This window comes from Bariatricus sp. SGI.019 (assembly GCF_050315235.1).
In the GTDB taxonomy this organism is placed as follows: Bacteria; Bacillota; Clostridia; order Lachnospirales; family Lachnospiraceae; genus JAFBIX01.
In genome coordinates this window covers 40,067-53,498 of record NZ_JBNPOQ010000001.1, presented here as the reverse complement: position 1 = coordinate 53,498, position 13,432 = coordinate 40,067, and the positions used below count along the sequence as shown (strand labels likewise).

The 13,432-nt window shown below is 37.7% G+C and carries 14 protein-coding genes; 13 read left to right on the top strand and 1 reads right to left on the bottom strand.

The annotated features are described in order from the left end of the window. Nucleotides 1-134: 134 nt before the first annotated feature. A complete protein-coding gene (locus tag ACQRD1_RS00270) occupies nucleotides 135-890 on the top strand; it encodes an aminoglycoside phosphotransferase family protein (protein WP_235233733.1) in 756 nt (251 codons plus the stop codon). 172 nt (nucleotides 891-1,062) lie between these two features. On the opposite strand, the gene ACQRD1_RS00265 is transcribed toward ACQRD1_RS00270, so the two are convergent. Continuing rightward, complete coding sequence (locus ACQRD1_RS00265; protein ID WP_427786765.1) at nucleotides 1,063-2,151, bottom strand: cell wall hydrolase; 1,089 nt, start codon at nucleotides 2,149-2,151, stop codon at nucleotides 1,063-1,065. A 112-nt stretch (nucleotides 2,152-2,263) separates the two neighbouring features. On the opposite strand from ACQRD1_RS00265, the gene ACQRD1_RS00260 reads away from it, so the two are divergent. The 12 genes from ACQRD1_RS00260 to ACQRD1_RS00205 all read left to right on the top strand — a co-directional run bounded on the left by ACQRD1_RS00260 (nucleotide 2,264) and on the right by ACQRD1_RS00205 (nucleotide 13,420). Next, nucleotides 2,264-2,845: a hypothetical protein gene (locus tag ACQRD1_RS00260; RefSeq protein ID WP_235233735.1), complete on the top strand. Its 582-nt coding sequence runs from the start codon at nucleotides 2,264-2,266 to the stop codon at nucleotides 2,843-2,845. Further along, nucleotides 2,835-3,668 carry a Cof-type HAD-IIB family hydrolase gene (locus ACQRD1_RS00255; RefSeq protein ID WP_235233737.1) on the top strand — a complete coding sequence of 278 codons (834 nt, stop codon included), beginning with the start codon at nucleotides 2,835-2,837 and terminating at the stop codon, nucleotides 3,666-3,668. The genes ACQRD1_RS00260 and ACQRD1_RS00255 overlap by 11 nt, the downstream gene beginning before the upstream one ends. Before the next feature lie 15 nt (nucleotides 3,669-3,683). After that, on the top strand, nucleotides 3,684-4,511 hold the full coding sequence (locus ACQRD1_RS00250; RefSeq protein ID WP_427786764.1) for an undecaprenyl-diphosphate phosphatase: 828 nt from the start codon (nucleotides 3,684-3,686) through the stop codon (nucleotides 4,509-4,511). Nucleotides 4,512-4,653: 142 nt separating this feature from the next. Then, on the top strand, nucleotides 4,654-5,427 hold the full coding sequence (locus ACQRD1_RS00245) for a basic amino acid ABC transporter substrate-binding protein (RefSeq protein ID WP_235233739.1): 774 nt from the start codon (nucleotides 4,654-4,656) through the stop codon (nucleotides 5,425-5,427). A 22-nt stretch (nucleotides 5,428-5,449) separates the two neighbouring features. Next, nucleotides 5,450-6,142, top strand: a complete 693-nt coding sequence (locus ACQRD1_RS00240) for an amino acid ABC transporter permease (protein ID WP_427742629.1) — start codon at nucleotides 5,450-5,452, stop codon at nucleotides 6,140-6,142. Then, nucleotides 6,132-6,878 (top strand): amino acid ABC transporter ATP-binding protein, encoded by a 747-nt coding sequence (locus ACQRD1_RS00235; RefSeq protein WP_328282621.1) that lies wholly within the window; start codon nucleotides 6,132-6,134, stop codon nucleotides 6,876-6,878. The genes ACQRD1_RS00240 and ACQRD1_RS00235 overlap by 11 nt, the downstream gene beginning before the upstream one ends. A gap of 195 nt (nucleotides 6,879-7,073) precedes the next feature. Further along, nucleotides 7,074-8,303, top strand: a complete 1,230-nt coding sequence (locus tag ACQRD1_RS00230; protein ID WP_427786763.1) for a PucR family transcriptional regulator — start codon at nucleotides 7,074-7,076, stop codon at nucleotides 8,301-8,303. A gap of 105 nt (nucleotides 8,304-8,408) precedes the next feature. Next, nucleotides 8,409-9,569, top strand: a complete 1,161-nt coding sequence (locus ACQRD1_RS00225; RefSeq protein ID WP_235233245.1) for a double-cubane-cluster-containing anaerobic reductase — start codon at nucleotides 8,409-8,411, stop codon at nucleotides 9,567-9,569. Between the two features lie 244 nt (nucleotides 9,570-9,813). Beyond that, the gene (locus tag ACQRD1_RS00220) at nucleotides 9,814-10,815 is read left to right on the top strand and encodes a methionine ABC transporter ATP-binding protein (protein ID WP_235233244.1); all 1,002 of its coding nucleotides are present in this window, start codon (nucleotides 9,814-9,816) and stop codon (nucleotides 10,813-10,815) included. Beyond that, nucleotides 10,815-11,483, top strand: a complete 669-nt coding sequence (locus tag ACQRD1_RS00215) for a methionine ABC transporter permease (protein ID WP_235233243.1) — start codon at nucleotides 10,815-10,817, stop codon at nucleotides 11,481-11,483. The genes ACQRD1_RS00220 and ACQRD1_RS00215 overlap by 1 nt, the downstream gene beginning before the upstream one ends. Nucleotides 11,484-11,557: 74 nt before the next feature. Further along, complete coding sequence (locus ACQRD1_RS00210) at nucleotides 11,558-12,391, top strand: MetQ/NlpA family ABC transporter substrate-binding protein (protein ID WP_235233242.1); 834 nt, start codon at nucleotides 11,558-11,560, stop codon at nucleotides 12,389-12,391. 111 nt (nucleotides 12,392-12,502) lie between these two features. Continuing rightward, on the top strand, nucleotides 12,503-13,420 hold the full coding sequence (locus tag ACQRD1_RS00205) for an AEC family transporter (protein WP_347375752.1): 918 nt from the start codon (nucleotides 12,503-12,505) through the stop codon (nucleotides 13,418-13,420). Nucleotides 13,421-13,432: the final 12 nt, after the last annotated feature.

Here is a 13,432-nt window from a genome sequence, read left to right as displayed (position 1 = left end):
TTATTTAACAATAAAAATATGCAATAAAAATAAGTTAAAAAAATATCAAATTACTCTTTCCAAATGAAATTTAAGGGTGTATAATGCAGTTAACAAATAAAAGATCGGAAGTATTATACAAGGAGGCACAGCTTATGAAACTTGAAGGAAGTAATTTGATCGTGAAACGTCCGTACAAAGAAGTCTACAAATGCGATAAAGAGATTGTCAAGGTATTCGAGACCACACATCCAAAATCTGCAGTGTTTAATGAGGCGTTGAATACAGTAAGAGTAGAGGAATCAGGATTGGATATTCCGCAATTAAAAGAGGTTACACAGATTGATGGCAAATGGGCTCTGGTTATAGAGTATAAAGAAGGAAAGACTTTGGAAGAGATGATGAAGGTGGACCATGATAATCTGGAAAAATATATGTCAGATTTTGTGGATCTGCAGCTGAAGGTTCAGAGTAAGAAAGCGCCGATGCTTAACAAATTAAAGGATAAACTGGCGAGACAGATTAATGGACTAAAAGAATTAGATGCAACACAGAGGTATGAATTGTTGACCCGTCTGGAGAGTATGCCGAAGCACACTAAGCTTTGCCACGGTGATTTTAATCCAAGTAATGTAATTGTAGGAAAGAATGGCAAGATGACGGTTGTTGACTGGGCGCATGCGACCCAGGGAAATGCCAGTGCGGATGCAGCTATGACTTACCTTCTTTTTGCACTGAAAGATCAGGATGCAGCTGACCTCTATATGAAGCTTTTCTGCAAGAAGAGTGACACTGCAAAGCAGTATGTACAGCAATGGCTTCCAATCGTAGCAGCATCACAGTTAGAAAAAGATAATGAGCTGGAAAAAGATTTCCTCATGAAATGGATTGACGTTATGGATTATCAATAGCCATGTTGAATAAAAGAGAATAAAGTAAAAGAGAATAGAGTAAAAGAGAATAAAGTAAAAGAGAGAGAATACGGAAAATAAATTCCATATCCTCTCTCTTATGTTATATGATGAGATACATATTATCTATCTGCGAAGTTAATAAGCAAGATAAAAATATCATATTAAAATATTAATAAAAGACATTTCCACCAATATTAATTCCCTGAACTCCAGAACCAGCATAATTGAAGTTATAGCAATGAATAACCGCAGAGTGCCGTGCACCGCCCAAAGCGGCCTGTGCAACAGAATATGCTGTGGAGGATGGTCCCTTTGCAAGGACACGCTCCAAAGAACCGTTCCAGGTAGGACTAAATTGTCCAGACTGATAAATGACACCGCGTAAGGTGCTTGGATAACTCGGGCTGGCAACACGGTTCATGATAACCGTTGCTACAGCTAACATACCATCATAGCTATTACCGGCCTCACATTGGAGTAAAGCGGCAAACAAAGCTACATCTGAGGTGGAAGCATCGATTGGATTTCCTCCGTTGGTAGTTGAACCTGAAGAACCATTGTTGTTCTGACCACCATTGCCAGGCGATGTGACAGAACCAGCAATCTGATTATTCTGTGCAGTTTTACTTGCTTCCTCAGCGGCACGTGCACGGTCCAGCTGTTCTTTATAATCATCCAATTGTCCGGAAGTAGAAGCAATCTTTGAGTTGAGCTCTTCTTCTTTTGCGGTCAGATCACTTTGCATTTGTGCAAGTTCTTCCTGCTTTGCAGTCAGATCCTCTTGTTTTTTTTCTACATTGACACGAACCTCTTTTAACTCGTCCAACATATGTCTGTCATACTCACTGATAGTTGAGACATATTCTGCCTTATTCAGAAAATCAGCCATATCTTCTGAAGAAAATAATATCTGCAATAAAGAAACATTGCCACCTTCATACATGAATTTGATTCTATCTTTCATGGAATCATACTGCAGTTCTTCATTTAATTGAGCTGCGGCCAAATCCAGCTTGGCTTTCTCGACCTCAGCTGATAAGTCCTCAATCTGAGCTGCGGCAGAGTCCAACTCAGCGCTTAGAGCAGATAATTGGCTGTTCAAATCATCTAACTGATCTTGTAATCCACCAGTCGTTATCTCCAATTCATCAGCAGAAGGCGCTGCGAATACCAGAATATTTGTAGAAGCAATTGTTACGGTGGAGATAGCAATCGCTATGAGTGACCGTAATATACGTTCCTTTTTTGGGTTTATCATATTCATATCCTTTCTATCTACGATAAGTGCACAACATATTATACAACAAATTGCTTTATAAAGCAAACTTTGTTAGAATAGAATATAGAATTTAAGATTGAGAGGAATGCATATGAAAAAATATGAAGAAGAGCATTATAAATATGACAATATAAAAAAACATATTTATCCTTGGATAAAAGAAGAACTTACAGATACACAGGCCTTGAATGGCAAGAGGATTTCTGAACAGGATACTCCTGTTGTGGCATTTATCGGTGATTTGAAGATTATATTTGTTATTAAAAGAAGCGATGAAGCATATGAAGTTCTAAAGGATAATATGCTTCCGCCGGAATGCGATATTGAGGAATTATATCACACAGCTTGTGAGAATTTGAACAGAGATGTAGAATTTGTCATTGCAAATACCTGGTATGGCGGATTTGCGGTTCTTGCAGACGGACACCATGAAGCAAGTGCTTTATGCTTTAAGCATATCTGGCAAGTTTGTGTAGACAAATTAAAAGACGATCTGATCATTATGGTGCCGGCAAAGGATACGATCCTATTTGCACCAGCCGGACAGAAACAGGTTGTAGAAAAGTTAATCGAACATGGAGAACAGGCGTATGAACAGGCTCAGAATAAGATTAGCAGATCGCTGATGTTATTTTCGAAAGACAGAAAGGAATTATCTGAATATGAGAAGTAAGACAAAATTAATAGCGCTTGATCTGGACGGAACGCTTCTGACTTCAGAGAAAAAGATTACGCCGTATACTGGGAAGATATTGCAGGATGCTGCGGCACAGGGAATTATTGTGATGCCGGCGACAGGAAGACCAATCAGTGGAATCCCCAAAGAATTATTTGATATTCTTGATTTTAAGTATGCGGTAACCGCCAACGGGGGAAGAATCATTGATATGAGACAGAACAAGGCAATCTATGAGTGCCCCGTTCCATTAGAAACAGCGAGAATACTTCTGGACATATTCGAACATTATGATACCTTAAGAGAGATTTATTATGATGGCAAGGGATATGCCGAGAAAGATGCATTGGAGGACATTGATCGTTATCTTGAAGAGGCGCCGATGGCAGATTATCTGGTGAAGACCCGAATTGCAGTACCTGATATTCGTGCAAAGTTTGAGGAGGAAAATAGAGGAAGTGACAAGGTACAGGCAATATTTGCGAATATAGAAGACCGCAATGCAGCACTGGAAGAGTTAAAAGCAATACCGGATATAGAGGTTACAGGTGCACTGACTAAGAATATAGAGGTTAATGCAGCTGGTGTAAGTAAAGGAAATGCTTTGATTCAGCTCGGAATGATCCTTGGAATTAGCCGGGAAGAAATTATGGCATTTGGAGATGGATCGAATGATTTGAGCATGATACATAAGGCAGGTATTGGTGTTGCGATGCTTAATGGAACTGAAGAGGTAAGAGCAGCGGCAGATTATGTGACGACACTGTCGAATGACGAAGATGGAGTTGCACATTTTATAGAAGAGCATGTGCTGCAGTAAGAAAAGGAGAGAAAAATGTTAGATGTATTAAAAGTAATCATTCTGGGAATTGTTGAAGGTATTACGGAGTGGCTTCCTGTCAGCAGTACAGGGCATTTGATTCTGGTAGGGGATCTGCTTTCGCCAAGTATGAGCGATGAATTTATGGAAATGTTTAATGTTGTGATTCAATTGGGAGCGATTATGGCAGTCGTAGTTCTGTATTTTCATAAATTGAACCCATTCTCGCCAAAGAAAACCCAGAAGCAGAAGATGCTTACCTGGCAGATGTGGATTAAGGTATTGATTGCATCTGTTCCAGCTGCAGTGATAGGATTGTTGTTTAATGATATTTTAGATGAGATATTCTATAAACCATTGCCTGTAGCAGTTATGTTGATTGTCTATGGTATTCTCTTTATAATTGTAGAAAATCGGAATGCAGGAAGAAGAGCAACTGTAAGAAAAATCTCGGAGCTGACGGTTCCAATGCTTCTGTGGATTGGATTTTTTCAAATGTTAGCGTTAATTCCTGGAACTTCCAGGTCGGGTGCTACGATAATAGGAGCTTTGTTGATTGGTATTTCTAGAGAAGTGGCTGCGGAATTTACCTTCTTTCTTGCAATTCCGGTCATGTTTGGTGCAAGCTTCCTGAAGTTAGTAAAATTCGGGCTCCACTTTACAGGTTCAGAATTGGGACTTTTGCTCTTGGGATGTCTGGTGTCATTTGGATTGTCAATTATTGCCATCAAGTTCTTGATGGGATATATCAAGAAGCATGATTTCAAGGTGTTTGGATATTACAGAATCGTGTTGGGAGCTTTGATCATTCTTGTGACGATTGTTCAGGCATTTCTTGCATAAAAATTTATCCATAGTCAAGTGGATTTTTCCTGTAAAATATGTGGAAAAATCCACTTGTTTTTTATGGAAAATATGATAAAATATGAACTAGCTTGTATTTTTATGCAGAATAATAAATAAAGCAAATTGGAGGAGATTAGGTATGAAACTGAAAAAAATAGTTAGTGTATTATTAGTAGCTGCATGTGTATTCTCATTGGCAGCATGTGGATCTAAGAAAGATTCTGGAGAATCTGAGGATGGTGGCAAGGCTGACAAATTGGTAATGGCTACCAACGCAGAATTCCCACCGTATGAATACCATGAGGGTGATGAAATTGTTGGAATTGATGCTGAGATTGCAGAAGCTATTGCAGAAGAACTTGGCATGGAACTAGAGATTGAAGATATGGCATTTGATTCTATCATTCCGGCTGTTACAGCAGGAAAAGCTGATATAGGTGTTGCTGGTATGACTGTTACGGAAGACCGTAAGGAAAGTGTAGACTTTTCAGAGCCATATGCAACAGCAACGCAGGTTGTTATTGTAAAAGAGGACAGCGATATTGCAGGACCAGATGATCTGGTAGGAAAGAAAGTCGGTGTACAGTTAGGAACAACAGGTGATATCTATGCAAGTGATATCGAAGATGCAACTGTTGAGCAGTATAACAAAGGTTTTGAAGCAGTTCAGGCATTGACACAGGGCAAGATCGATGCAGTTGTAATCGATGGTCAGCCTGCAAAAGAGTTCGTAAAAGAAGCAGAAGGCCTTAAGATCTTAGATGAAGCATTTACAGAAGAGGAATATGCAATTGCAATCGCAAAAGACAATACAGAGTTGAAAGACCAGATCAACGATGCTCTTGCAAAGTTAAAAGATTCTGGTAAGTTAGACGAAATCATTGGAAAATACATTAAAGCAGACGCTGAATAATCAGAGAGTAAGGATGTAGGGTATGTTACAGACATTTCAGGATAAATTTTATCTTAATTTTATAAAAGATGACCGTTGGAAATATATACTGGATGGATTGGGTGTTACACTCAGGGTAACGTTTTTTGCAGTTTTGATCGGTATTGTATTAGGTTTTCTGGTAGCAGTAGTCCGCTCCACTTGTGATAAGACAGGAAAACTTAAGATTTTGAACGCAATTTGTAAGCTTTATCTGACAGTAATCCGTGGAACACCAGTAGTTGTACAGCTGTTGATTATCTATTTTGTAATTTTCGGAAGTATGGATATCAGCAAGGTAATTGTTGCAGTAATGGCGTTCGGATTGAATTCGGGAGCGTACGTGGCAGAGATCTTCCGTTCGGGAATTATGTCTGTAGACAGCGGGCAGTTCGAAGCAGGAAGAAGTCTTGGATTTAATTACGCCCAGACTATGATGTATATTATAATGCCGCAGGCATTTAAGAATGTTTTGCCGGCTTTGGGAAATGAGTTCATTGTACTTTTGAAAGAGACGTCTGTATCTGGTTATATTGCCCTGCAGGATCTTACCAAAGGCGGAGATATCATCAGAAGTCGTACATATGACGCTTTTATGCCTTTGATTGCTGTTGCATTGATCTATCTTGCAATGGTACTTATATTTACAAAGCTTGTAAATATTCTGGAAAGGAGGTTAAGAAGCAGTGACCACTAATCAAGGAGATACCTTAATTAAGGTAGAAGGATTACATAAGATCTTCGGGGAACTGCATGCGCTTAACGGAGTTTCCGAGGAAATAAAGAAAGGGGAGGTAGTAGTAATCGTTGGACCGTCTGGTTCTGGAAAATCTACTTTCCTGCGTTCATTGAATCTGTTAGAAGTACCTTCCAGAGGCCATGTGTATTTTGAAGGTGTTGATATAACAGATAAAAATGTAGACATTAATAAGCATCGTCAGAAGATGGGAATGGTATTCCAGCACTTTAATCTGTTCCCGCATAAGACGATTCTGCAGAATATTACGCTGGCACCAATCAAGCTTCTCGGACAGAAGACAGAAGATGCGCAGAAGCGGGCAATGGAACTGTTGGAATTGGTTGGGCTGCAGGAAAAAGCAAATGCTTATCCATCTCAATTATCAGGCGGACAGAAGCAGCGCATTGCGATTATCCGTTCCCTGGCAATGGATCCAGATGTTATGCTTTTTGATGAGCCGACATCAGCCCTTGATCCAGAGATGGTCGGTGAAGTTCTGGAGTTGATGAAGCAGCTTGCGAAAGATGGAATGACGATGGTGGTAGTGACCCATGAGATGGGATTTGCCAAAGAAGTCGCTTCCAGAGTTATTTTTATGGATGAAGGACAGATCAAAGAACAGGGAACTCCGAAAGAGTTCTTTGAACATCCGAAGGATCCGAGACTTCAGGAGTTCTTATCGAAGATATTGTAATAGAATATGATGTGTTAAAAGGATATCTTACAAAATGAGATATCCTTTTTTATATAAAATTGACTATTACTATAAGTGAACCCGAATATAGACATTAACGATTGGACAGAGATTTTTATCTTTAATATAATAAAATCAATATTTAAAAGTGTTTTTAGAATGGTAAATGATGTCGCAAAATGGGGGCATATATACATGAAAGAGAATTTTGACTTAAATGTCTGTTACAGAAAAGTATTTGAAATATTAAGTACAGAATGTAATATGCAAAAAGTAATCAACAGTATTGCAGATTATGCGGAAGTATCTTTTTTGGTAGTGGATATCGGAGGAAAAGCACTGGCTGCTTCTGACAAAAAACTGGATATAGGATGTCTGTCAGAACAAGAGATTGCTTACAAGGAATCTATGATTAAAATTATCTCTAAATGTATAGAATGTCAAAATAAGAATGAACAAAAAACATCTACTTATATAGAAGATGATGGAGAGTATAAAGTAGTTAATTCTATAGAAGTCAAAGGAAATACGGAAGGCTTTTGCATCGAAATGATTTCTTCAGATGCGGAGATGTCAGAAGATGAAAAAGAGATGATTTGTCAGGTAAATGACATCACCTGTCAGGCGTTGGGAATGGTGCTTGAACGTTATGGAACACAGGTCCATTATCATTCGTCTACCCTTAGGCGTATGATTGCAAGGAGCTTGTTTGAAGGAGAAACTGAAGAACGGTTGAGACTTAAGGGTATGCAGGAAATGTATGATGCATATGTAAAAGCACCATTTATTGTTGCTACTCTGGAATTAAAAAAAGATAGCATGATCCAGCTTCAGAAAGCCGGAAATCAGATAATGGATGTATATCACAATTCATTTGTATATATTAAGGAACGTACATTGTGTGTATTATTTTGCGATATTCATCTGGAAGAAACAGAAGGAATTATACGACATATTTTGGATGAAATCTGCGAGAAGTATGATATGCTCTGTGGATTTAGTGATGTATTTGAAAAAAGTGAACTGATTGATAAAAAAAGTTTTATGGCGTTAAGAGCACTTGAGATTGGGCGAAAAGTGGAACCGGATAAGAGACTATATATGGAATATGATTACTATATTCAGATCGTTTGTTCCTGTGCAGCGCCTTATATTGGGAAAGCGAGATATCTGGAAGATGAGCTTTTACAATTAAAATACGAGGATGAAGCGAAAGGGACTGAATTTTATAATACATTAAAAGAATATTTGCTTCATGGCAATAATGTAAGCATGACATCAAAGAAGTTATATATTCATCGGAATACGATGATCTATAGGCTTGGGAAAATTAATGAAATATTGGATGTAGATATTAATGATCCGGTAGTTTCCAGGCGATTAATGCTCAGTATTATGCTTCAGGAGCAGGAGGAGAGCATGTGATTGTGCAGTTTGCATAATTGAGAGAACGATGTTTGTATGGAGAATAATTGGAATTTTGGGAAGCATATGCTAAGATAAAAGTGATAATGTGTGAGGAGAGTTAATATGAATATTATTAAAGAGCTTCCTGAGATTTTTGAAGAGTTTGCAGAGCAAAAAAAACAGTCTTTTTTAACTATAAAGGAATTTAAAGAAAAGGGAACTCCTATAATAGGAGCGTATTGCTCTTACTTTCCGCGTGAAATAGCAATTGCTATGGGAGCTGTGCCGGTAGGATTATGCTCGTCATCCGAAGAAACGGTTCAGATTGCAGAGAGTATATTGCCGAAAAATATTTGCCCCTTAATTAAATCTAGCTATGGATATGCAATTTCTGACAGATGTCCATATTTTCATTTTTCTGATCTTGTTGTTGGAGAGACGACATGCGACGGAAAGAAAAAGATGTATGAGATGATGGCAGAATTTAAGGATGTCTTTGTGATGGAACTTCCCAATATTCAGTCTGAAAAAGGACTTGAGTTGTGGAAGCAGGAGATTATCCGCCTGAGACATTATTTGGAAGAAAAATTTCAAGTTGTTATTACGGAAGATGATATAAAGCATGCAATTCAGATTGAAAATCGACGAAGGATAGCGTTGAAACGCTTGTATGAAGTCATGAAATTGGATCCAGTTCCAATTATGGGGATGGAATTGCTTGATGTATTATATGGAAGCAAGTATAAGTTGAATCTGGAGAAAGTTCCAAAAGAATTGGACGCTTTGACGAATCAGATCCTGGAAGAGTATGAAGAGAAACCAAAGAAGGAACATCGTCCAAGAATACTGATAACAGGATGTCCAATTGGTGGAGATTCGAAAAAAGTCGTGAAAGCAATTGAGAATAATGGCGGTGTAGTTGTTGCTTTTGAAAATTGTACAGGTGCAAAAGTAATTGATAAATTAGTAGATGAGAATAATCCGGATGTATATGATGCGATCGCAAAAAAGTATTTTTATATTGGGTGTGCGATTATGACGCCAAATGATAATCGTATTGAGTTGTTAGGCCGGATGATCGATGACTTTAAAGTCGATGGAGTTGTGGAGATGATTTTGTCGGGATGTCATTCTGTTCAGATGGAATCAATTAGTGTTCGTAACTTTGTCAATGAAGAAAAGCATATTCCATATCTTGATATTGTTACGGATTATTCGCAAGGGGATATTGGACAGTTGAACACAAGGATGGCGGCATTTATTGAAATGCTCCGTATGAAATAATAATATAATAGATTTGGATGCTCACCATTTCGGTGAGCATTTTTTTCTTTGGGAAATTGTAGCTTATATAGATGATAAAAATAAATAGAAGAATATATAGATTATATAAATAATATAACCAAATATTAATGCGTAAAATTGTGCGCAATGCACAATAGAATGACAAAATATTGGAATTGTAGATGATGAAACTAAAGGCTTATTTCAATAAAATAGTAAGAGTGTTGTACAAGGAGGAAGAAAATTGATTGAAATAAAGAATTTAAAAAAAGTATGGGAAGATGATGGTAGCAGCGTTCTAGAAGATATTAATCTGACAATTGAAGATGGTGATATCTATGCTTTGGTTGGTCGAAGTGGAGCGGGAAAGTCGACATTGTTGCGCTGTATTAATGGACTGACTTCCTATCAGGAAGGAAGCCTTGTAGTAAATGGATGTGAGATTAATCAATTAAAAGAGAAAGAATTGAGAGAATTCCGCAGACATGTAGGAATGATATTTCAGCATTTCTCCTTGTTGGAAAGAGAAACGGTATATCAGAATATAGCGCTTCCGATGCAATGTTGGAAATATTCAAAAGAGGAAATTGATAAAAAAGTAAAAGAATTATTAGAATTAGTTGGATTGACGGATAAGATGAATGCAAAGCCGAGAAACTTAAGCGGAGGTCAGAAGCAGAGGGTTGCTATCGCAAGAGCTTTGACTATGGATCCGCAGATTCTCCTTTGTGATGAAGCAACATCAGCATTAGATCCGAAGACAACCAATTCTATACTGGATCTTTTGATGGAAATTAATCAGAAGATTGGAATTACAATTGTTATTGTTACACATCAGATGGAAGTGGTTAGAAAGGCATGCAATAAAGCTTGTATTTTGGAACATGGTAAGATTGCAGATGAAGGAACAGTAAAAGATATATTTATTAAACAGCCAAAGTCACTTCGCAGACTGTTGGGTGAAGAAAAAGTAAATTTGCCAAAGACTGGGCATAACCTTCAGATTGCACATATGGTCAATGATCTTCATGACGGAGAATTGTTTGGAAAGATGTCTTCTGATTTAGGATATGTATTTCCAATCTTGAATGGGAAAATCCAGGAATATCAAAATGAAAGTATGGGAATCTTCGTTATCAATGTGGATAATGAGCACTTTGAGAAAATCACAGAGTATTTAGATAAGAAACAGATTAACTGGCGTGAATTAGAAGTCGTTGATGAGGAAGAGGAGGAAGAGGAATAATGTCATTAAAAAATTTTACATTTGCACAAATCTGTCAGATGATTATTGTCCCGGCATTTTTTGATACTTTGAAAATGCTTTTGATTTCAGGCTTTATATCAACAATTTTAGGGTTCGTATTTGGAGTTATCTTAATTGTGACTGAAAAAGGTGGATTATATGAAAATGTTGTAATCAACAGGATCCTGGATTTTATCGTGAATACAATACGCTCTTTCCCATTTATTATCTTGATGGTTTCTATCATTCCATTTACAAGACTGATTGTGGGAAGTTCTATAGGAGATACAGCAGCTCTGGTTCCACTTACCGTTGCATGTACACCATTTATGGCAAGAATTTTTCAAAATAGCTTTAAAGAAGTGGATCCTGCTTTAATTGAAGCAGCGCAGTCATTTGGAGCTTCAAAATGGCAGATTGTTATAAAAGTAATGTTAAAAGAATCTGTACCATCTATTATTTCTGGATTGTGCCTTGCGATTATTAATCTGCTTGGAGCAACAGCCATGGCAGGAGCCGTTGGAGCGGGCGGATTAGGAGCAGTGGCGCTTACTTATGGCTATCAGAATTTTAATCAGCAGATTATGTATTCGATTTGTGCAATATTAATTGTTCTGGTTGCAATTATACAATATTTTGGTGACTGGATTTATAAAAAGTTAAAATAAAGATAATGGAATAAAAACAGAATAATAACAGAATAATTCTGTTTTTAGATATATTAATATTTTAGGAGGTAATTATGAAAAAAAGATTATTAAGTGCCATTCTTGTTATAGCTATGGCAGGAGTAATGCTTGCAGGATGCGGAAGCAAAGAGTCTTCAAGTGAAGACACAGCTGCTGAATCTACAGAAAAGAAAGAAGTTGTGAAAATTGGAATTCGTGCTGATATGGTAAATCAGCTGGAAGCTGTAAGAGATGAGATTGAAGCTCTTGGATATACAGTGGAAGAAAGTGTGTTTGATGACAGCATTCAGCCAGATGTAGCACTTGCAGAAGGAAGCCTTGATATGAACTGGTATCAGCATGGCCCTTATCTGGAAAGTTACAATGCAGAAAATGGAACAGATCTTGTTATGATTGAACCAAAAACTTTCTATCCTTTATTTGCAATGTATTCTAATAAATGGGATTCTGTGGAAGAGCTTCCAGATGGAGCAACTATTGGTCTTTGTAATGACGCAACAAATCAGGCACGTGGTCTGAATATGCTTCAAGCGCAAGGATTAATTACATTGGATGATTCTGTTGAAGTTCCTACAATGTACGATGTGAAAGAAAATCCTCATAACTTTAAGTTTATTGAAGCTGAGATGTCTGTGCTTCCACAGTCATTGGGAGATGCTGATGCAATCTGCCTTGCAGCTGGTCATATGGTAAATGCAGGACTTTCTGCAGAAGGATATCTTTGCCAGTCCGATGATAATGATACTTATGCTGTTGGATTTGCTGTAAGAAAAGAAGATAAAGATGCTGAATGGGCAAAAGAGATTGCAGAAGTTGTTCAGTGTGATGACCTGGCTGAGTATTTTAAAACAGAAAAACAGGGAACACAGATTCCATGCTGGGAATAATGAATTTAAATGATGGTAGGAGGAAAGGGGCAGACAGTTATTGGCTGTCCTTTTCGTCTTCCCAGTTAAATACAGGTGTGTTTGCCTGGGAAGGTGAAAAGGAGGAAGGTTGTGGGATTAGCATCGATTACATTATATAAGACATTGGTTATGGTATTTCTCGCATTAGTGGGGGTATTCGGCTATAAAACAGGAATTGTAGATGAAGAGATTAACAAAAAATTGTCGGATCTTGTACTGACACTTTTTACACCGATTCTGTTATTTACATCATTTCAAAAAGATTTTACGAAGGAATTATCATCAGGATTATGTATTTCTGTTTTGCTGTCGGTGATTGCATTTGGAATTATATGGTGTATATGTAAGGCAGTTGTATGCAAACAGGAGAAAAATTATGCAGCAGTGGAACACATTGCGCTTATGTATTCTAACTGCGGGTTTATTGGAATTCCGATGGCACAGGCCATTTTTGGCGAAGATGGAGTTTTTTATATGACAGCATATGTGGCATTGGCAAATTTCCTATTGTGGTCGCATGGAATTATTGTGATGTCTGGGAAAATGAATCTCAAATCAGTGAAAAAGGTATTCACATCACCTACGATTATTGCGATTGTATTGGGCGTAATTTGTTTTGTTATACAGATCAGGATGCCGAAGATTATTGAGGAACCGTTAGAAATGATTGCAAATATGAATACGCCGATGGCTATGATGGTAGCGGGAATTAATATTGCACAGGCAGACTTAAAGCATACATTTCAAAAAAAAAGGTTGTATTGGCTGAGTTTTGTAAAATTAATCATTATGCCGATGTTATTAATTGGACTATTGAAAATGTTTTCGGTGGAAGATACGGTTAAGACGGTTATTGTATTGGCGACTGCCTGCCCAGTGGGAGTGACAGGAAGCCTGTTCGCACTTCGTTACGGAAAAGATGCCATATATGCATCAGAATTATTTGCAATGTCGACGATTATATCAATTGTAACAGTGCCGCTTATGATGCTGTTTTGTGGCGCGTAGGGAGGAATAAAA

What these genes read in the sequence shown, in the direction of transcription:
- ACQRD1_RS00255 (WP_235233737.1), top strand. Translation starts at nt 2,835, where the DNA reads ATGAGAAGTAAGACAAAATTAATAGCGCTTGATCTGGACGGAACGCTT.
- ACQRD1_RS00265 (WP_427786765.1), bottom strand. Translation starts at nt 2,151, where the DNA reads ATGATAAACCCAAAAAAGGAACGTATATTACGGTCACTCATAGCGATT.
- ACQRD1_RS00225 (WP_235233245.1), top strand. Translation starts at nt 8,409, where the DNA reads ATGAATATTATTAAAGAGCTTCCTGAGATTTTTGAAGAGTTTGCAGAG.
- ACQRD1_RS00270 (WP_235233733.1), top strand. Translation starts at nt 135, where the DNA reads ATGAAACTTGAAGGAAGTAATTTGATCGTGAAACGTCCGTACAAAGAA.
- ACQRD1_RS00215 (WP_235233243.1), top strand. Translation starts at nt 10,815, where the DNA reads ATGTCATTAAAAAATTTTACATTTGCACAAATCTGTCAGATGATTATT.
- ACQRD1_RS00210 (WP_235233242.1), top strand. Translation starts at nt 11,558, where the DNA reads ATGAAAAAAAGATTATTAAGTGCCATTCTTGTTATAGCTATGGCAGGA.
- ACQRD1_RS00250 (WP_427786764.1), top strand. Translation starts at nt 3,684, where the DNA reads ATGTTAGATGTATTAAAAGTAATCATTCTGGGAATTGTTGAAGGTATT.
- ACQRD1_RS00230 (WP_427786763.1), top strand. Translation starts at nt 7,074, where the DNA reads ATGAAAGAGAATTTTGACTTAAATGTCTGTTACAGAAAAGTATTTGAA.
- ACQRD1_RS00240 (WP_427742629.1), top strand. Translation starts at nt 5,450, where the DNA reads ATGTTACAGACATTTCAGGATAAATTTTATCTTAATTTTATAAAAGAT.
- ACQRD1_RS00260 (WP_235233735.1), top strand. Translation starts at nt 2,264, where the DNA reads ATGAAAAAATATGAAGAAGAGCATTATAAATATGACAATATAAAAAAA.
- ACQRD1_RS00245 (WP_235233739.1), top strand. Translation starts at nt 4,654, where the DNA reads ATGAAACTGAAAAAAATAGTTAGTGTATTATTAGTAGCTGCATGTGTA.